Source organism: Microbulbifer rhizosphaerae (assembly GCF_014191725.1).
GTDB classification, from domain to species: domain Bacteria; phylum Pseudomonadota; class Gammaproteobacteria; order Pseudomonadales; family Cellvibrionaceae; genus Microbulbifer; species Microbulbifer rhizosphaerae.
The window spans coordinates 51,840-72,126 of the sequence record NZ_JACHWZ010000001.1; the positions used below are offsets into that span (position 1 = coordinate 51,840).

8 protein-coding genes are annotated in these 20,287 nt (G+C 68.2%); all 8 read left to right on the forward strand.

Features of this window, described 5'->3' with window-relative positions; translation table 11 throughout:
- Position 1: 1 nt before the first annotated feature.
- Entirely contained in the window at positions 2 to 9,169 is a 9,168-nt protein-coding gene (locus FHS09_RS00140) for a non-ribosomal peptide synthetase (protein ID WP_183455524.1), read from the forward strand.
- A complete protein-coding gene (locus FHS09_RS00145; RefSeq protein WP_183455525.1) occupies positions 9,166 to 12,987 on the forward strand; it encodes a non-ribosomal peptide synthetase in 3,822 nt (1,273 codons plus the stop codon). The genes FHS09_RS00140 and FHS09_RS00145 overlap by 4 nt, the downstream gene beginning before the upstream one ends.
- A 161-nt stretch (positions 12,988 to 13,148) precedes the next feature.
- Positions 13,149 to 14,816 carry a cyclic peptide export ABC transporter gene (locus FHS09_RS00150; protein WP_183455526.1) on the forward strand — a complete coding sequence of 556 codons (1,668 nt, stop codon included), beginning with the start codon at positions 13,149 to 13,151 and terminating at the stop codon, positions 14,814 to 14,816.
- A gap of 24 nt (positions 14,817 to 14,840) precedes the next feature.
- A complete protein-coding gene (locus FHS09_RS00155) occupies positions 14,841 to 15,461 on the forward strand; it encodes a nitroreductase family protein (RefSeq protein ID WP_221191704.1) in 621 nt (206 codons plus the stop codon).
- A gap of 128 nt (positions 15,462 to 15,589) precedes the next feature.
- Entirely contained in the window at positions 15,590 to 16,318 is a 729-nt protein-coding gene (locus FHS09_RS00160) for a hypothetical protein (protein ID WP_183455527.1), read from the forward strand.
- A 111-nt stretch (positions 16,319 to 16,429) separates the two neighbouring features.
- Complete coding sequence (locus tag FHS09_RS00165) at positions 16,430 to 17,473, forward strand: phospholipase A (RefSeq protein ID WP_246394194.1); 1,044 nt, start codon at positions 16,430 to 16,432, stop codon at positions 17,471 to 17,473.
- Between the two features lie 122 nt (positions 17,474 to 17,595).
- Entirely contained in the window at positions 17,596 to 18,000 is a 405-nt protein-coding gene (locus tag FHS09_RS00170; RefSeq protein WP_183455528.1) for an NUDIX hydrolase, read from the forward strand.
- A gap of 260 nt (positions 18,001 to 18,260) precedes the next feature.
- Complete coding sequence (locus FHS09_RS00175; protein WP_246394195.1) at positions 18,261 to 20,264, forward strand: aminotransferase class I/II-fold pyridoxal phosphate-dependent enzyme; 2,004 nt, start codon at positions 18,261 to 18,263, stop codon at positions 20,262 to 20,264.
- Positions 20,265 to 20,287 lie beyond the last annotated feature (23 nt).

Below are 20,287 nucleotides of genomic sequence, written 5' to 3' on the forward strand. Positions count from 1 at the left end.
GATGGACCAACCCGACGCAATGAATATCGCCCGCCGCCTGGCGGCGCTGCCGGCGGAAAAGCGACGCGAGTTCCGCGCCCGCCTGGCCGCCCAGGGCATAGACGCCTGGCGGCTGCCCATCGCCACCCAGCCCGCCGAAGAGCCGGCCCGCTACCCGCTGTCCCGGGCGCAGCGCCGCTTCCTGGCCGCGGAGGAACTGAGCGGGCGCGCCCTCTACAACCTCTGCTCGGTGCTGCGCTTCCGCGGCGAACTGGATCTGGCCGCCCTGGAGCGCGCCGCCGCGCAGGTAATCCGGCGCCACGAGATACTGCGCACCCGCTATATCGCCGGCGGGGACGGCGAAGCCCAGCAGGAGGTGTTGCCCGAATGGGCGCCGGCGCTGGCGGTGCAACCGGCGTCGATGGACGGTGGCGACAGCGCCGCCTGGTGCCGGGCCGAGTACCGGAGGCAAATGGCCCAGCGCTTCGACCTGGAGCGGGAGCCGCCCCTGCGCATCCGCCTGTCCCAAACCGGCGACGGCGACCACTGGCTCTTCTTTACCATCCACCATATCGCCTTCGACGCCTGGTCCGCCCAGCAGCTCAACCGGGAGGTGGGCGAGTGCTATCGGGCGGAGCTGGCCGGCGAGTCGCCCCGCTTGGGGGAGTTGCCGGTGCAGTACCGGGACTACGCCCTCTGGCAGCGGGAGTGGATGAACAGCGACGACTACCGGTCCCAGTGCGAGCATTGGCGCCAAGTTCTGCGGGACGCCCCGGAAGCCCTCAACCTGCCCCTGGACAGACCGCGCCCCCCAGTCGCCGACCGGCGCTTCAGCGGCGGAAGCCTGAGCCGCCCGCTGGACTTGGCATTGAGCGAGCGCATCCGCCGGGCCGCCAAGGACGCCGGCGCCACCCTGTATATCTACGGCCAGACCGCCTTCGCCTGGCTGCTGGCCAGGTACACCGGTGACCGCGATCTCTGCCTGGGCACTTCCATCGCCAACCGCGAGCGCCCGGAGCTGGCGCCGCTGATCGGTCCCCTGCTCAACACCCTGGTGCTGCGCCACGACCTGGGAGGCGATCCGGAATTCAGCATATCCCTGAAACGCACCCGCGAGGTCACCGCGGCCGCCTTCGATCACCCGGATGTCCCCTTCGAGCAGTTGCCCGCCCTGATCGGTCGCGCCGGCGGCGGCGACAGCGAGCCCCTTTTCCGGGCCATGTTCGTGCAGCTGAGCCTGCCGGAGAGCCGCAGTTTCCAGCTGCCCGGCGCGGAAGTGGAAATCGTCGAGCCGGAGCAGCAGCACGCCCGCTTCGACCTCACCCTGCGCCTGGTGGAACTGCCGGACGGTCGCCTGCGCCTGGATCTGGAATACAGCGACGAACTGTTCGAGCGCAGCACCGCCGGGCAGATGCTCGCGCACCTGCAGGAAGCCTTTGAACAGGTCCTCGACAACCCCGGCCTGCGCCTGTCCCAACTGCGCTGGACCGACGCCGTCAGCGATCTGGCCGCGCCCGCGCTCGCGGAGCCCCCGCAACTGCTGGACCGGCGGCTGGAAGAACTGGCCCGGCGGCAGCCGGACGCCTGCGCCCTGGTGTCCCCGGACGGCCGCTACAGCTACCGGGAACTGGCCGGGGCGGCCGCCGCGCTGGCGCGGCGGATGCGAAGCGAAGGCGTGGGGGAGGGCGACCGCATGGCCCTGTGCCTGCGGCGCACCCCGCTGCAGATCGCCGCCACCCTGGCCTGCTGGCGCCTGGGCGCGGTGGCAGTGTTCCTGGACCCGGCGCAGCCGGCCGGGCGATTGCAACAACTGCTGGAGGACAGCGACTGTGCTTTGGTGGTGCTGGCCACGCCGGACCCGCAACTGCGGGGCCCGATGCTGGTGTTGGACCGCTGGCCCCAAGGCAAACCCGGCGGGGAGGACAGCCGCAGCCGCGCCGAAGCCCCCGCCTACCTGCTCTACACCTCCGGCTCCACCGGCCAGCCCAAGGGAGTGCTGGTCAGCCACGATGGACTCGCCCACTACGCCGCCGCCATCTCCGAACGGCTGCAACTGCCCGCGGGCGCCCGCCAGGGCACCCTGGCCACGGTCGCCGCGGACCTGGGCCTGACCGCGGTGGTCGGCGCCTTGTACAGCGGCGGCACCCTGGTGCTGCCGGACCCGGATTGGGCCTTCGACCCGCCGGCGCTGGCGGACTACCTGGCCCGCGAGCCCTTGGATTGCCTCAAGATAGCGCCCTCCCATTTAAAGGGGCTGTTGGCGGTAGCCGAGCCGCGGCGGCTGCTGCCCCGGCACACCCTGGTGCTCGGCGGCGAGGGCCTGGAGGCGGCGCTGGTAAAGCAGTTGCGGGCCCTGGCGCCGCAACTGCGCATCGTCAATCACTACGGCCCGTCCGAGGCCACCGTGGGTGTCTGTTGCCAGCCGGTCGACCCGGCCGCGCAGCGCGCCGGACCCTACCTTCCCCTGGGCATCCCGTTGCCCGGCTGCCGCCTGCTGGTACTGGACGGCGACGGCAACCCGGTGCCGCGGGGCGCCGCCGGTGAACTTGTTATCCAGGGTCCGCAACTGGCGCTGGGCTACTGGCGGCAGCCGGAACAGACCGCTGCCGCTTTCCCGCCGGCGGCGGATGGCTCCGGGCGCAGCTATCGCACCGGCGACCGGGTGCGGGTTAACCCCCGCGGCGGGCTGGAATTCCTCGGGCGCCTGGACGACCAAATCAAGATCCGTGGCTTCCGGGTGGAGCCTGGGGAGGCGGCGCGCTGGCTGGGTGAACAGCCGGAAGTGGCTGCCGCCGCGGTGCTGGCTCCGGAGCTGGAACACGGCCGTCAACTGGTGGCCTACCTGGAGGTGAAAAAGAAGGGTTTCGACCTGGAGGCGCTTCAGGCGCGTATGCGCGACCAACTGCCCGACTATCTTGTACCCGCCCATTGGATACCGCTGGAGCGCCTGCCCCTGAACCCCAACGGCAAGTTGGACCGGAGCGCACTGCCCCTGCCCGGAACAGGCCGGCCCCGGGAGAACGAGGAGCGCCCGCTGAGCCAAACCGAGGCGCAACTGGCGGATATCTGGCGCCAGCTGCTGCCGGTGGAGCAGCTGGGGCCGGACGACGACTTCTTCCTGCTCGGCGGCGACTCCATTCTCAGCCTGCGCCTGATCGCCCTGGCGGCCCGCGCCGGGCTGCGCCTGACCCCGCGCCAAGTGGCCGCCGACGGCCGTCTGCGGACCATGGCCGAGGAGGCGGAGCTGGCCGGCGATTCCCTTCTCCGCCAGTTGCGCGACCTCTTCCGCGAACTGCTGGGCCGCCCCGACCTGGGAGCGGACGACGACTTCTACCGCGCCGGCGGTGACTCCATCCTCAGCCTGCAACTGGTCGCCCGCGCCCGGGAACTGGATATGGCGCTGACTCCGCGTCTGCTGCTGGCGCACTCGACGCCGCGGGCGCTGGTTGGGGCGTTGCAGGCGGCAGAGGCGAATGAGGGCCCCGGCAGTGGGCCCGCCACTACCTCATCTATACCCAGCGTCGATCGCAACCAGCCCCAGCCACTGTCACCGGCCCAACGTCGCCTCTGGTTCCTGCAGCAACTGGAGCCGGAGAGCGCCGCCTACAACGTCTGCCAACTGCTGGCGATCCGCGGTCGGCTGGACGTGACGGCGCTGCGCCGGGCCTTTGGGCAACTGGTGGAACGCCACGAATCCCTGCGCTGTCGCTTCTTCGAGGAAGGCGGCCAGGTGTGGCAGCGGGTGGTGGAGCAGGCTCAGTTCTCCTTCCGCGACCACTCCGCGGAGCAGGCGGACTGGCGCGAGGCCGCGGCCCGGGCCGCAGCCCGGCCCTTCGACCTGGAGCGGGGCCCGTTGCTGGCGGTGGACCTGTTCCAACCGACCGAAGAAGACTACCGATTGCTGGTCAACGTGCACCATATCGCCGTGGACGGCTGGTCCATGGGATTGCTGGTGCGGGACTTCGCCGAGGCCTACCGCGCCGCCAGCAAGGGGCAGGAAGCCGAGTTTCCCGGGCGGGAACTGGAATTCCTCGACTTGGCGGTACGGCAGTACCGAGCCCTGGATGAGCGGGGAGCCGGGTCGCTGCTGGACTACTGGCGGGCGCGGCTCGACGGTGCCCGCTTCGATCTGTCCCTGCCCCTGGACAAGCCCCGGCCAGCACGCTGGGAGGCCGCGGGCCGTCGGCTGGAAAGAACCCTGCCCGCGGAGCGGGTGCGGGAGGTGGACGCCCTGGCGCGAAGCCTGGGAGTGTCCCCCTTCACCGTCTGCCTGGTGGCCTGCCAGCTGCTGCTGTGGCGCTACAGCGGTCAGGCGGATTTCACTGTCGGCGTGCCGGTGGCGGGGCGAGACGACCCCCGCAGCCAGGACCTGGTGGGGCCGTTTCTCAATACCCTGGTGCACCGCTGCCGGTTGTGCCCCGGCCAGCTCCTGGGCGATTACCTGCGGGAAGTGGGGCAACGGCACCGCGAGGACCTGGAACATCAGGGACTGCCCTTCGAGCAGTTGGTGGAATCCCTGGAAGTGGAGCGGGATCTCTCCCGGCAGCCTCTGTTTCAGGTGGCCTTCAACTACCAGGTGGACCACCGCGGCGAGCGGCGCATCCAACTGCCCGGGCTCACGGTGGAGCCGCTGGCGCCGGAGCGGGTCAGCGCCAAGTTCGACCTGGCCTTCAACCTCTTTGAACAGCGCGGGGAGCAGGGAGAAGGGAGCACCGAATTGCTGCTGGAATACCCCACCGCCCTGTTTCGGGAAGAGACGGTGGCGCGGATGGCGGAGGACTATATCGAACTCCTCGGGCGCCTCGCCGCGGCCACCTCGTCGCCCCTGGCCGCCCTGGAACTGCCATCCGCGGCGGCCCGGCCCGCGGCGGGAGAGGCGGCGCCGCAGAGTGATATCGTGGACTTTGTGGCCCGCTTCGACGCCGCCGCCCGCCGCCACCCGCAGCGCACCGCGGTGATCAGCGGGGAGCGCCGGCTGAGCTATGACGAACTGAGGGAGCGCGCCGATCAACTGGCCCACTGGCTGCTGGCCCGGGGCGTCGCCCCCGAAGCGCTGGTGGCTTTCTGCCTGCCGCGGGACGAGCGCCTGGCAATCTGCCTGCTGGGCATCCAGAAAGCCGGCGCCGCCTACCTGCCGATCGACCCGGCGCATCCGGCGGAGCGAAATGGATACATATTGGAGCAGGCAACTCCGGTGTTGCTTCTGTGTGCGGACGAGTTCTCCCCTCTCCCGCAAGCGGGAGAGGGGCCGGGGGAGAGGGCCCTTGTAGGAGCGGTCCGGCCGGGAGCGGCCGCTGGCCGCGATCCCCGTCTGGCTATTCCCACTGTCACCTGGTCCGAACTGGAGATCCAACTATCCCCTGTAGGAGCGGTGGGGCGGCCATCCGCGGGGCGGCCATCCGCGGGGCGGCCATCCGCCCATGGCCGCGATCCGCGCCCCGCCGAACCCCACCAACTGGCCTACACCCTCTACACCTCCGGCTCCACCGGCCGCCCCAAAGGCGTCCAGATCTCCCGCGGCAATTTCGCCAACTTCCTGCTGGCGATGGAGCGGGCACTGCCGCTGGAGGGAGTGGAGCGCTTCCTGGCGCTCACCACCATCACCTTCGATATCGCCGGGCTGGAACTCTGCCTGCCCCTGGCCCGCGGCGGCACCGCGGTGATCGCGGACGACGACCAACGCCGCGACCCGGCGGCGCTGCTGACGCTGATCCGCGAGCGGGACGTGCAACTGGTGCAGGCCACGCCGGCCACCTGGAGCCTGCTGCTGGAAGAGAGCGCGGAAGCCCTTTCCGGCGTGGTCGCCCTCGCCGGCGGCGAGGCGCTGCCGGCGGAGATGGCCGCGCGCCTGGCCCGGGCCGCGCGGGCGGCGTTCAACGTCTACGGCCCCACCGAGACCACCGTCTGGTCCAGTTGCTGCCCGGTGACGGAAGAACAGAAGACAGCGGTGCACCCGATTGGATACCCGCTGCTCAACAACCGCTGCCATGTGCTGGACGCCCAGCTCAATCCGGTGCCGCCGGGCGTGGCCGGGGAACTGTATATCGCCGGCCTCGGCTTGGCACGGGGTTACTCCGGTTGCCCAAGGCTGACCGCGGAACGCTTTCTGCCGGACCCCTTTACCGGCGACGGCGGCCGCCTCTACCGCACCGGCGACCGCGTCCGTTGGCTGCCGGACGGCGGGCTGGAATACTTGGGGCGCACCGACAGCCAGGTCAAGGTGCGCGGCTTTCGAGTGGAACTGGGGGAGATAGAGACCGCGCTGCAACGGCACCCGGCGGTACGCCAGGCGGCGGTGGCCCTGCGGTCCGGCGAACTGGCCGCCTACTGGGTGAACCGCGACGGTTGCGAGGTCGACCCCGGGACCCTGCGCGCGCACCTGGCGACCCATCTGCCCGAGTATATGCTGCCCGCCCGTTACCGGACGCTGGAGGCCCTGCCGCTGAACAGCAACGGCAAGGTGGACCGGGCCGCGCTGCCGGAGGCGGGGGGTGAAACCGCCGGCACCGTCGCCGGCGGGCCGCTTACCGCGGACCAGCAACTGCTCGCGGAGATCTGGCGCGAGGTGCTGGGCGTGGCTGAACTGGGCGCGGACGACAACTTCTTCCACCTGGGCGGCCATTCCCTCAGCGCCGCCCAGGTCCGCTCGCGCCTGCGCGCCCGTGGGCTGGAGCTGCCCCTGAAGACCTTTTTCGAGCGGCCGGTACTGGCCCGCCAGGCGGAGGCCCTCGCGACCGTCACCCGGAAAGAAATCACCCCAGTGCCGCGGGACGGGGATATGCCCCTGTCCGATGCCCAGCGCCGGCTGTGGTTTATGCAGCAACTGGACCCGGCGGACGCCAGCTTCAATATGGCCTTCGCGGTGGAACTGCGCGGGCCCGTCGACGGGCCCGCGCTGCGCAGCGCGCTGGAACAGGTCAGCGCCCGCCACGAAATTCTGCGTACCACTTACCAGCCCGCGGACGGCGAGCCGGTGCAGCGCATACACGACGCCCTGCCGGTGGACTTCGCCGAAATCGAGCTGCCCGCCGGGGAGGGCGAGGCCGGGCTGGAGCGCCGGCTGGCGCAGGAGGCCTGCCGCCCCTTCGACCTGGATCGGGAGGCGCCGCTGCGGGTGCGGCTCTACCGGCGCGGGAAGCAGGATTTCGTATGCCAGTTCGTGCAGCACCATATCGCCTCGGACGCCTGGTCCACCGCACTGCTGCTGGACGAGGTGATCGCCTGCTACGGCGGCGAGGCACTCCTGCCCTTGCCAGTGCAGTATGTCGACTACGCCGCCTGGCAGCAGTCGGAGGCGCGCCGGACGCAGTCCGGGGAGGGATTGTCCTTCTGGAGCCGGACCCTGGCCGGTATGCCGCCGCAACTGGCGCTGCCATTCGACTTCCCGCGGCCGGAGCGGGACGACGGCCGCGGCGACGGGGTGGACTTTCAACTATGTGGCGCCGAGTGGCGGGCCCTGCGGGACTTCGCCCGGGAGCGGCAGGTATCCCTGTTTATGCTGCTGCTGGCGGCCCTGGGCCTGGTGCTGCACCGGGAGACCCGCAGCCGCGACCTGGTAATCGGCACCGACGTGGCCAACCGGGAACCGGCGGAGACCGAGTCCCTGATCGGCTTCTTCGTCAACTTGATAGCGCTGCGGTTGAAGCCGCGGCCGGAGGCCTATTTTGCCGGTTACCTGGAGGAAGTGCGCCAGGTGTGCCTGGACGCCTTCGCCCACCAGCAGGTGTCCTTCGATCGGGTGGTGGAGGCCGTGGGGCTGCCGCGCCAGCGCAACACCCACCCGCTGCTGCAGGCGCTGCTGGTAATGCAGAACACCCCCCGCCAGCGGCGGGAATTGCCGGGTATCGAGGTGACCCCGCGACCCGGCGCCCAGCACCACTCCAAATTCGACATGGCGCTTTTCGCCAGCGAGACGGAGGAGGCGCTGCAGATGCGCTGGGTCTACCGGCCCAGCCTGTTCCGGCGCGAGACCATCGAGCGCCTGCGCGACCGCTTGTGCGGGTTGCTGAGCCAGGCCCTGGCCGCGCCGGATACTCCCCTGAGCGAATTCGATCTGCACCCCGGAGGTGAGGAGAGCATGACTTCATCCGCGCAGAAGCAGCGCAAACTGTCAAAGCTGGGCAAACTCCGGCGCCGGCCCGCGGCCGCCGCGGCGTCAGCGGCGGCAACGGTGGAGAGCCGCCCGCTGCGGGAGGGACAGGCCTTCCCGCTGCTGGTAGAGAATCGCGATCCTGACCTGGACCCGGCCGTCTGGGCCGCCGCCAACCGGGAGCGGGTGGAGCAGTGGCTGGGGCACCATGGTGGCCTGCTGTTCCGCGGCTTCCATCTGCCCACGGCGGTGGACTTCGAGCGCTTTTGCCGCGCCCTCTACCCGGAGCTCTACGGCCAGTACGGCGACCTGCCCAAGAAGGAAGTGGGGGAGAGGATCTACCGCTCCACCCCCTATCCCGCGGACCGCATGATCCTGTTCCACAACGAGAGCGCCCACCAACACCGCTGGCCGCGGCGTCAATGGTTCTATTGCGAACTTCCGGCAGCTGTGGGCGGGGCCACCCCGGTCGTCGACTGCCGCCAGCTGTACCGGGCGCTGCCCGGCTGGCTGCGGGACAAGCTGCAGCGCAAGCAACTGCTGTATATCCGCAATTTCGACGGGCGCATCGACGTGAGCTGGCAGCACTTTTTCAAAACCGACAGCCGGGAAGTGGTGGAGACCATCTGCCGGGAGGGCGGCATCCGCTTTCACTGGGGAGAAGGGGACAGCCTGCACACCCGCCAGCGGGGGCCGGCGGTGATCCGCCACCCGGTCACCGGCGAGCTGAGCTTCTTCAACCAGATCCAGCTCTACCACCCGGCCTTTCTCGACGACGACGTGCGCGCCCAACTGCTCGCCGCCGGCGGCGAGGAACGGCTGCCACGGCACGTCTGCTACGGCGACGGCGAGCCTCTGGAGCCGGAGGCGATCGCGTTGATCAGCGATGCCTACGAGCGCTTCGCGGTGCGCTTCGACTGGCGCCGGGGAGACGTGGTGATGCTGGACAATATGCTCGCCGCCCACGCCCGGGACCCCTTCGAGGGGGAGCGGCGCATCGCGGTGGCCATGGGCGACCTCTACCGCCGAGACGAGGTGGAGGCGCCGCCGCCGGACGGGGAAGAAGCGCGGGAGTGGGAAACCGAGGAGGTGCAATCGTGAATCTCGACACCGGCGGCGACCCCCTCTCACCGCAACAGAAAGCCCTGGCCGACCCGGCGGCACTGCGCTGGGTCTGGCTCGATTTGGGGCAAGGAATAGACGCCGCCTCGGTGGAGTCGGCCCTGCGCCAATTGGCGGCCCGCCACGAGGCCCTGCGCACCCGCTACCGCCAGCCGGAGGGCTGGAGCGGACTGCGCCAACTGGTGCTGGAACCGGGGGAACTGCGCCTGGACTGGCGCACTGGTGGCGCGGAGGAGGGCGTGGAACCCCAGGTGTGGCGCTGCCGGGCGGAGGCGGCCGCCGCCGACAGCCGGCCCGACCTGGTGGCCTGGCTCTATCGCGACCATCGCGGCGGCAGCCGCCTGCTGCTGGGGCTGCCGAGCCTTTCCGTGGACGATGCCAGCCTGCTGGGACTGCGCGATGAACTGCTGGACGCCTGCGCGCGCGGCGCAGCGGATACCGGCGAGGCGCCGATGCAGTACCGGGAGTATGTGTCCTGGATTCGCGAGCTGCAACGGGAGGACGGGGAGACGGGCGAGGGCGCCCAGTTCTGGCGCAACCAGGGCCTGGACCGCCTGCCCGGCGGGCGCCTGCCGGAGGTCTATGGCTCCCCGGGCGGCGAACCGGGGTGGGTACAGTGTCCGCTTCCCGCCGAATTGCAGCGGCGGCTTGCGGATCTGACCGGAGAGTGGGATTGCGCCGAGCCGGTGCCGCTGCTCGCGGCCTGGATCGCGCTGCTGGGTCGGCTCACCGGCCGCGACGGTCTGCAACTGGGCCACTGCCACGACTGCCGGGAGGACTACGGCGAACTGGCCGGGAGCCTTGGGCTCTTCGATCAGCTGTTGCCGCTGGCCTGCCAACTGCCCGAACGGGTTGCACTGCGCGGCCTGGTCCGGGAGCTGTCGGCGCAATTGGCTGAGCTGGCCGACTGGCAGGAATACGCGAGCCTTCCGGAACTGCTACCCCTGTGGCGGCCCAGCCGCCAGGCGGGGTTCCGCTGGCGCCGCCAGGCGCACCGGCGGGCGCTGCAGGCCGATACGCTCGATGGCGGTTGCGAGTTGCTGTTGCAGGCGGTCTGCACCGACAGCGGGGACGGGCAGCTGTCCCTGTGGTTCGATACCGGGCTTTACCGGGAGGGGCAGATGCGCCGGCTGCTGGCGCGCCTGCTGCGCCTGCTGGAACTGGCGCTGGAGCGGCCGGGCGCGCCCCTGGCTGAGCTGGATATGCTGCTCGACGACGAAGGCAGCGCGGCGCTGGAGCCCCGCGAGCCGGTGGGTCGCGCCGCGGATATCATCGTTTGCTTCCGCGCCTCCGCCGCCGGCCATCCGCGGCGGGCTGCGCTGCGCTGCGGTTCGCGGGAATACAGCTACCGCGAGCTGGACGATACCAGCGACCGGGTGGCCGCCGCCCTGCAGGCCGCCGGCGCCGGGCCGGAGCGGATTGTGGCCCTGTGCCTGCCGCGGGGGCCGGAAGCGTTGATCGCCATGCTGGCGGCGCTCAAGGCGGGGGCCGCCTACCTGCCGCTGGACCCGCAACAGCCGGCCGCGCGCCTGCAGAATATTCTCGAGGATGCACAGCCGGCAGTGTTGCTGGCGGAAGATAAGGGCGACTGCCTGGCGGGGCCCTGGAAAATACTGGACTGGCCCACCGCCGAAGGGGAGTCGGCGGCGCTACGCCCGGTGGCCCGGCTGCCTGAGCATCTCGCCTATGTGCTCTACACCTCCGGGTCCACCGGCCGGCCCAAGGGGGTGCAGGTGGAGAATGCCCAATTGAATCACTACTGCGAGGCGGCGATTCAGGCCCTGGCGCTGCCCGCCGGCGGGCACTACGGCCTGGTGTCGTCCCTGGTGGCGGACCTGGGCAATACGGTGCTCTTCCCCGCCTGGGTCCGCGGCGGCTGCCTGCACCTGCTGGACAGGGCCGCGGCCACCGACGGCCGGGCCTTCGCCGCCTACCAGGCGGAGTGGCCCCTGGACGTGCTGAAGATAGTGCCCTCGCACCTGGAGGCGCTGATCGAGGGGCAGGATGCCGCCGCTCTGCTGCCGCGCCAGCGGCTGGTGCTGGGGGGCGAATCGGTGGGCGCGACGCTGTTGCGACGGCTGGCGGGCACCGACACGGCCTGCCGTATCTTCAACCACTACGGGCCCACTGAGACCACTGTGGGAGTGCTCTGGTCCGAGTTAAACCCCGTCGGTGGCGACACCGCGCTGACTTCGGCGATCGGTGGCAACCGCATTCACCTGCTGGACGGCGCCGGGCGGCCGGTGCCGCGGGGACAGGCGGGGGAACTCTGGGTCGGCGGCCCCGGAGTCACCCGCGGCTATCTCGGCAACCCCGAGGCCACCGCCGCGGCCTATATCGGGAATCCCTTCGGCGCTGGGCGGCTGTATCGGACCGGCGACCTGGCGCTGCAGGAGTCCGATGGCGCCATACGCGTCCTCGGCCGCCGGGACAATCAGATTAAACTGCGCGGCTTTCGCTTCGAGCTGGAAGAGGTGGAACGCGCCCTGTGCGCGGCCGCCGGAACGGACAGGGCGGTGGCGCTGGTGGACGGTGAGGGCGATCGGGCGCAACTGGTGGCGCTGTTGGCGGCGCCACCGGACGACGGTCTCGCCGAACGGCTGCGCTCCGCCCTGGCGCGGCAACTGCCGGACTATATGGTCCCGGCCCGTATCCTGCCGGTGGACACACTGCCCCTGGGGGACAACGGCAAGATCGACCGCGGGGCCCTGGCGGGGTTGGTGCGGCGGGCCGGCAGCCGCACCCCGGTTCCCCCGGAAGGAGAGCTGGAGCGGACGATACTGGCGGTCTGGCGGGAACTGCTGGGCCGGGAGGATATCGGCGTCACCGACAATTTCTTCGATATCGGCGGCCATTCCCTGGCGGCGATCAAGGTGGTAGCGCGTCTGCGCGAGCGCCTGCAGCGGGCGCTGCCGACCACCCTGCTGTTCGACGCACAGACGGTGCGCGCGCTGGCCGCGACTATTGCCGGCGACCCGGAGCCGCGGCGTTGGCAATGCTATGGCGAGGTGCCGGAGGGCCCGGCGGTAGTGGTGCTGCACGCCGTCTCCGGCCACCTGCTGCCCCTGCGCCCGCTGATCGACGCGCTGCGCGGTCGGGTGAGCCTCTACGGCCTGGCGGCGGACAGCGCGGTCCCGGACGAGAGTGATCCCGACTGCCTGGAGCGGCTGCTGGAGGACTATGTGGCGGCGGTACCGGAGTCCCTGCGGGATACCCCGCTGGTGCTGGTGGGCTGGAGCCTGGCGGCGCGCCTCGCGCTGTTGCTGAGCGGAAAACTGCAGGCGAGGGGGTTCCGGGTGCAGGGGCTGGTGCTGCTCGACTACGATCCCGGCAACACCCTGCAGGGGGCCGGCGACGAGGCGGGGCAACTGCTGGCGGACCTGGATCACTACTGCGAGACCCGGGGCATAGCGCTGCCGGACGGCTGCCGCCGGTCGCTGGCCGGGCAGATCGCCGGCTGCGACTACGCCGCCGGCGCGGAGTTGGCGCTGTCCCGCCCCGACCTGCTCGAGGCCCTGGGGGGCGGCGTGCCGGCGAACTGGATTCGCGAGCGGGTGGCGGCCCGCTGGGCGTTCAAGAAATTGATGTATGCTGCGCCGCTGCCCCGGGTGGACGTGCCGCTGTGGGTGTGGGCCTGCCGGGGCGGACCCTGCAATCCGGAGGCCTGGCAGCCCTACAGCCGCCGGCCGGTGTGGGGCGGGGTCCTGGAGTCGGACCACTTCTCCATCCCGGCCTCGGCGGAACTCCACTGCCAACTTCTGGAACGGCTGGCGGAAAGCCGATTCCCGGTTTCGTAGGATGGGCAAAGCGCCAGCGTGCCCATCAAGGCCTCGGGCGATGGGCACGTCGCTGCGCTCCTTTGCCCGCCCTACAGGGCGCGAAAAAATAGCTCCCCTCTTCCGATTGCGGGAGAGGGGTTGGGGGAGAGGGCCGCACGCCGGCAGAAGGGACAAGGAATATGCAATCGATAACGACATTACTGCACCCGGTGCGCTGGCAACTCATGCTCGCAATACTGGCCAGCGCCCTGAGCGCGGCGGCGGGCATCGGACTGATCGCCTGGATCAACCGCACCCTGGAGAGCGGCATGGCCGACACAGGCGCAGCTCTCGGGCTGTTCGGGGGCCTGGTGGCGCTGGTGTTTGCCAGCGGCGTCTGCGCCCAGGTGCTGCTGGTGCGCCTGGGCCAGGGGCTGGTGTACCGGCTGCGCCTGCAACTGGTGGCGCGGGTGCTGGGCACCCCGCTGGAACGGCTAGAGTCTTTGGGCGCGCCCCTGGTCTACAACGCCCTCACCCGGGATATCACCGTGGTCGCCGCCGCCTTCAAGCAACTGCCCATCGCCGTCTACAACGGCCTGCTGCTGATTGCGGGCATGGCCTACCTGGCGTGGCTGGACCTGACCCTGTTCCTGGTCACCCAGGTGGTGATTGCCCTCGCGATTTGGGGCGATGTGCTGCTCGGCGGGCGGGTCAAACGCCTGATGCGCAGGGTGCGGCAACTGGACGACACCCTGTTCCAGCAGTTCGAGGCGGCCGTTGAGGGGCGCAACGAACTGGGGCTGAGCCGGCCGCGGCGGCGTCACCTGTACCTGCAGCGGCTGCAGCCGGCAGCGGAAGAGGCGATGCGCGCCGCCACCCGCGCCGAGGCGCTCTGGGCGGTGAACCTCAACTGGACCACGGCGCTGATATTCCTGTTGCTGGGGGCGGTGTTCTTCGCAGGCACCGCCCTGGGTCTGGTGAGCCGGGAGGTATTGGTGGGTTATGTGCTGGCGACCATGTTCCTGCGCACGCCCATCGCCACCATCCTGGACGCGGTGCCCGCGGTGATCCGCGGCCGCGTCGCCCTGGGGGCGATCGACCGCCTGGAGCTGGGGCGGGCGGAGGATTACTCCGGGCCCGACAGCAGCGGGCCGCTGCCCCCTTTCCGGGAACTGGCATTGGAGGGGGCCGGCTACCACTATCCGGGCGTGGGCGGAGAGCCGGGCTTTCACCTGGGGCCCCTGGACCTGCGCATTCGCCGCGGCGAACTCATCTTCCTGGTGGGCGGCAACGGCAGCGGCAAGTCCACTCTGGGCAAGCTGCTCACCGGCCTCTACCTGCCTGGCGAGGGCAGTGTGGCCCTCAACGGCGTGTCCCTGGACGAGTTCAGCGCCCCGGACCACCGGGGCTATTTCGCCACCATCTTTCCCGATTTCTATCTGTTTGCCGATGTGCTGGACGAGCGGGGGCGGGATAGCGATGTGGACGCGCGAGTGGAGCACTACCTGGAGCGTCTGGCGCTGGACGGCAAGGTCCGCGTGCAGGCGGGTCGCCTGTCCACCACTGCCTTGTCCCAAGGGCAGCGCAAGCGACTGGCGCTGCTGCTGCTGTATATGGAGGACCGCCCCGTGCTGCTGTTGGACGAGTGGGCGGCGGACCAGGACCCGGTGTTTCGCGAGGTGTTTTATCGCGAGCTGCTGCCGGAACTGAAAGCGGCCGGAAAGACGGTGATCGCCATCACCCACGACGACCGCTACTTCCACCTGGCGGACCGGGTCTACAAGCTGGACAGCGGGAAGCTTGTATCCTGGGTTGCCGGCGAACTGCAAACGAAAGTTTCACACGACCGCGTGTCGGAGGCGCGGTAAAAATAAAGCTATTGAAGGGAAGTTATGTCATTGATCGAAAAGGGCCGGGGGCGACCTGCCATGGATGCCATTGAGGCACTGCTTACCCGGCGTTCCTATGTGCGCAGCCTGCTGCGCCATCCGGTGCCGGGGGACGAGGAACTGGAAACCATTTTACAGGCGGCCATGTCGGCGCCGGACCACGGCAATCTCAAACCCTGGCGTTTTGTCGTGGTGCGCGGGCAGGGGATGGGCGATCTCTCCGAAGTGGTGCGGGAAATTTATTCATCCCGCGATATCAGCGATGCGGACCTGCGGGCCTTCGTCGAGGAAATTGCCGATACGCCGATGATGATTTTTGTCTGCGCCGAAGTGGTTTCCGGCCACCGGATACCGGTTCTGGAGCAGCAGATGTCCGCCGCTGCCGCCTGCCAGCAGATGTTGCTGGCGATTCACGCCCTGGGCTACGGGGCCATCTGGCACACGGTGGAACAGCATCCGCTGGTGTGGCGCCAACTGGGCCTGGCGGAGAAGGACAGCGTAGTGGGCGTACTGTCGGTGGGCACGCCGGAGCCGGTAAAAATACGCCCGCGCAAACGCCGCTCTTTCACCTCTGTGACCTGGGAATGGGAGGCCGCCGGCCTGCGTCCCTGGGACGGTGGTTAGGGTCACTAACCACTGACAATCAGCCGCTTCCTACTCCCGGCGTAAAGCCCTCTCCTGTGCAATACTTGCTGCAGCGATTGTCTCCGCGTACTGCAACTTGCTGCGCGAGTTAATCAAGGAGGTTCGCCATGAAATTGAGCGAAACGTTGGCGCAGGGACGCTACCAATACAGCTGCGATGGACGCGAGATGCCGGTCCAGGACAGTTGGCAACTGGGACACGACAGGCTGGGCCGGCGCCTGCTGGTAAGCCGGCGGCTGGTGGGTGAAGACGGCTTCGGGATCGAGGTGCGCGCGCTGTTGAGCGCGGGCTTTGTGAGCGAGTGCCGTATCCACTGGCGCGACCAGGTGGATGAGGTGAGGGCCCACTACCGATTACTCACTGCCGAGAAGGCGGCGCCGGAAATGGGTGACCCCATAGAGGCGCACTGGACAGGCCCCAACGGGCCCCAGGAGGCGCAACTGGAAGGCCGGGGGCGCTTGCTGTTCCCCCTGATGCGGATCTTTATGGGGCCGCTGCTGTTGAAACTGCGGCAGTTCCGGGAAGGCTGCGAGGTGGTCATGCCGGATATTGTCGATCCCTCGCAGCGGGGCAAACTGCTGGCGCCGCGGGTCAGCCACCGGAGTGCCAGGCCCATGGCCGGCGATGCCGCCACCCAGGGCGCCCAGGAACTGGGTACGGGAGTGAGCGGTTACGTCTACCACGGCGATGAGGCGGAGCGCGACGCCCACTGCTATGTGGATGGTCGCGGCCTGCTGGTTGGCTACGACTGGCCCAGCAGCACCGGCCGCCTGTGGCAGGTTCGCCTGCGGGACCTGGAGTGGTCGCCGCAACTGGCGGGTATCGCGACCCACTGATTGCGGTAACTTTTCCCGGCGGTGTAAGCTTGCGGCGCAACCGGCCAGCAGGGAGAGAGTGTTTTGTCGCGCCGCCAGCTATTTCACAGCGTTGTTTTATGGCTCTCTATTTTGGGCCTTGCCTGGGCGCAGGAACCGGAACCCCAGGGCGCAGCGGAAGAGGAAGAGGCGCTGACCCCGCAGGAGCGCGAGGAAGTATGCCTGAGCGAACAATTGCTGGTGGCTCCCGCCGACACTACCCTGGAAGAGATGCGTCTCTTTTGTTCGGAGGAGGCGCGGCGGGATCCGTCGGAGCGCGAGCCGCGGCCGATATTTGCCACGGTGAGCGGGCCGGAGCCGGAACAGGTACTTCCCGCCGGTGAGCCCAGCGTCAGCGAGCGCGCCCAGGCGATTCGCGACGCCGCCAACAACCCCTTTACCCTCGCCTCCCACAAACCCAATTACCTGCTGCCGGCGGTGTACAACCCCTCGCCCGACCGCGCCGGGCTGGAGGGGCGGGAAGCAGAAACTATTCAACTGGACCCGGTGGAAATCCAGTTCCAGTTCTCGGTACAGGTGCCGGTGTGGCGCGGTTTTCTCGGCCAGGCGTCGTTTATGAGCCTGGCGTACACCAATCGCAGCTTCTGGCAGGCCTATAATTCCGACGACTCGTCGCCGTTTCGCGAAACCAACCATGAGCCGGAGCTGATCATGACCTGGCTCAACGACTGGCAGTTGCTGGGGTTCCGCAACGTGGCCAACCAGTTGGCGGTCAACCACCAGTCCAACGGCCGCAGCGGCGATTTCTCGCGCAGCTGGAACCGCATCTACGCCCATTTTATCTTCGAGCGGGACAGCTATTTCCTCTCCTTCAAACCCTGGTACCGCATCCCCGAGGATCCGGAGGAGGACGACAACCCGGATATCGAAGCCTACCTGGGGCACTTCGAACTGAGGGGCGGATACCGTGGGCCCACCCACAGTGTGACCATGATGCTGCGCAACAACCTGCGCTCCGACATTCGCGGCGCTGTGGAGCTGAACTGGGGTTTCCCCATCGGCAACCGGGTGCGCGGCTACGTGAAATACTTCAACGGTTACGGTGAAAGCCTGATCGACTACGATGAAACGGTGCAGACGCTGGGGGTTGGTATAGAGCTGGCCCAGGGGTTCTAGGGGATTGGCGGCGGTGGCGGTCCCGCAAACGGCCACCGGCATCAGGCCTTTCGCATCGCGTTGTTTGTACTTTTGATCGATGGTCCCTGAACTACAGCCACCCTCTAAAGTTTGAAGGAACCATGGGATTCGAAGACACTTATCGCCTAAGCGCCCACGCTGTGATCACCAATGAGGTGGGCGAAGTGCTGCAGCTGCGCGCCACATACGCGGACAAGAGCTGGGGGCTCCCGGGCGGCGCGCTGGACCCCGGTGAGACAATCCACGAGGCGCTGCTGCGCGAGTGCCGCGAGGAGTTGGGTCGCGCGGTGCGCATCGATTACCTGAGTGGTATCTACTACCACCGGGTCTACAATTCCCACGTGTTTATCTTTCGCGCCCACTTTAGCGACGAGGGCGCAATCGCGCTGTCCGACGAGCACTCGGAACTGCGCTACTTCCCGCTGTCGGCGCTGTCACCGGTACAGCGCCAACGCGTCGAAGAATGCCTTCGGTTCGACGGCCGGGTGAGAAGCGCAAAGTTCTAATTTAACTGCCTTCAGCGACAGCGGATTTGGTTTTCTCCCCGCCATTTGGCAATTATCGCTAAATACTATCCGGCTGAGGCATTCCCCCTCCGGCTCCTTTAGTATTTGCCCCCTGGCTTTGCACCCGCAGTGCATGGGTTTTCCCGTGCCGTGAAGTCTTAAAAACCAAATAAAATCAAAGAGTTAAATTGATTAGACGATAGTTCCGGGAAATATCCGGGCTATGCTGATGGATAAGAATTATGGGTTTGGAACTGACAATGCCTGATCTGGGCAACCTGAGTGAACGCCGCCAGCCACTGGAGTGCCGTGTGGCCCTGGTGAGTGCCGATCGGCAGCTCGCCGGCGACTGGGTCGATGCCCTCAACGCCACCGCCGCGCAGCACGAAAACCCCTTCGGCCTGCGTTTCGAGGCCACCAGGCCCGGTGCGGTGGAAAAACTGTTGCGCGAAGAGGACAACCTGCAGGCGCTGATTGTGGATGGTGGCAGCACCCCGGACCAGTTGGCCGCCGCGGAGGAGTTGGTGGACCGGCTGCACGGCCTGCGCGCCCAGTTGAATGTCTTCCTGGTGGCCCAGGGTTCCTCTGCGGACGCCCAGGGCTGCACCATCTCTGTCTCCGTGCGCCAGCGTTTCGATGAACTCTTCGACCGCCGCGAGGGCAATTTCAACCAGATGTTCCGCCTGGTGCAGGCGTTTATCGCCCGCCGCGCCTCCACCCCCTTTGCCGACACCCTGAAGGAATACGTGTTTTCCGCCCGCGACGCCTGGCACACCCCCGGCCACTCCGGCGGCGACAGCCTGCGCAACAGCCCCTGGGTGGGGGATTTCTACCGCTTTATGGGAGAGCATGTATTCAACACCGACCTGTCGGTGTCGGTGCAGGTGCTCGACAGCCTGCTGGAGCCCCACTCGGTCATCCAGGAGGCCCAGGATCTGGCGGCGCAGACCTTCGGCGCGCGCCACACCTTCTTCCTTACCAACGGCACCTCCACCGCCAACAAGGTGGTGATCCAGCAGATCCTCGGCGGCGGCGGCAAGATCATCGTCGACCAGGCCTGCCACAAGTCGGTACACCACGCGATAGTGATGAACCGCTGCGAGCCGGTGTACCTCAAATCGGTCCTGCACCCGGAATTTGGTATCTACGGTCCGGTGAAGCGCGCCGATATCGAGCAGGCCCTGGACGAGCACGGCGACGCGCGCCTGCTGGTGATCACTTCCTGCACCTACGACGGCCTGCGTTATGACCTCAAGCCGATTATCGACTACGCCCACGAGCGCGGCGTCAAGGTGCTGGTGGACGAAGCCTGGTATGCCCACGGCTACTTCCATCCGGAACTGCGCCCCACCGCCCTGGAGTGCGGCGCTGACTACGTGACCCAGAGCACCCACAAGATGCTCTCGGCTTTTTCCCAGGCCAGCATGATCCACGTGCAGGACCCGGACTTCGACGAGTTCCGCTTCCGTGAAAACCTCAATATGCACGCCTCCACCAGCCCGCAGTACGCGATGATCGCCAGCCTCGATGTGGCGCGCAAACAGATGGCTATGGAGGGCTACGCCTGCCTGAAGCGCTGCCTGCAGATGGTGGAGACCCTGCGTCGGGAAGTGGACGCCACCGGCGTTTTCCGCGCGCTCACCCGCGAGGACCTGATTCCCGAGCCGCTGGCCGGGGACAATATCCGCCTGGATCCCACCAAGGTCACCGTCGATATCTCCGCGAGCGGCTATTCCGGTAAGGAGATGCAGATCAAACTGTTCGACCAGTACGGCATCCAGGTGGAAAAGACCACCTACAACACCGTGAGCGTACTGGTGACCCTGGGCAGTACCGAGAGCAAACTGCTGCGGCTGATCCACGCGTTCAAGCAACTGGCGCGACACCCCCGTAAACGTCCCCAGGCCGGCACAGCGCGTCGCCTGCCGGAATTCACCCGCCTCACCTGCCTGCCGGCGGATGCCTACTTCGCCGACACCGAGGAATTGCCGCTGATGGACAACGGGGTGACGGCCACGAAAAATCTGATCGGCCGCACCAGTGCTGATGAAATCGTGCCCTATCCCCCGGGTATCCCGGTACTGGTCCCCGGCCAGGAGATCTCTGCTCAGATAGTGCAGTTCCTCCAGCAACTGCTGCAGGGCCAGACCGCCACCGAGATTCACGGCCTGATCTACCGCTCCGATGAGCCCATGTTGCGGGTGGTGAAAGAAGACGGGGAGGGCGGCGGGAAGAAGTCGCGGAAGAAAAGCGTTTCCAAGTAGGTCAATCCCCCCTGTAGGAGCGG

Bases quoted from the DNA above. Each gene is read 5' to 3' on its own strand.
- FHS09_RS00170 (WP_183455528.1), top strand. From the start codon at position 17,596: ATGGGATTCGAAGACACTTATCGCCTAAGCGCCCACGCTGTGATCACC.
- FHS09_RS00155 (WP_221191704.1), top strand. From the start codon at position 14,841: ATGTCATTGATCGAAAAGGGCCGGGGGCGACCTGCCATGGATGCCATT.
- FHS09_RS00175 (WP_246394195.1), top strand. From the start codon at position 18,261: ATGCCTGATCTGGGCAACCTGAGTGAACGCCGCCAGCCACTGGAGTGC.
- FHS09_RS00140 (WP_183455524.1), top strand. From the start codon at position 2: ATGGACCAACCCGACGCAATGAATATCGCCCGCCGCCTGGCGGCGCTG.
- FHS09_RS00150 (WP_183455526.1), top strand. From the start codon at position 13,149: ATGCAATCGATAACGACATTACTGCACCCGGTGCGCTGGCAACTCATG.
- FHS09_RS00160 (WP_183455527.1), top strand. From the start codon at position 15,590: ATGAAATTGAGCGAAACGTTGGCGCAGGGACGCTACCAATACAGCTGC.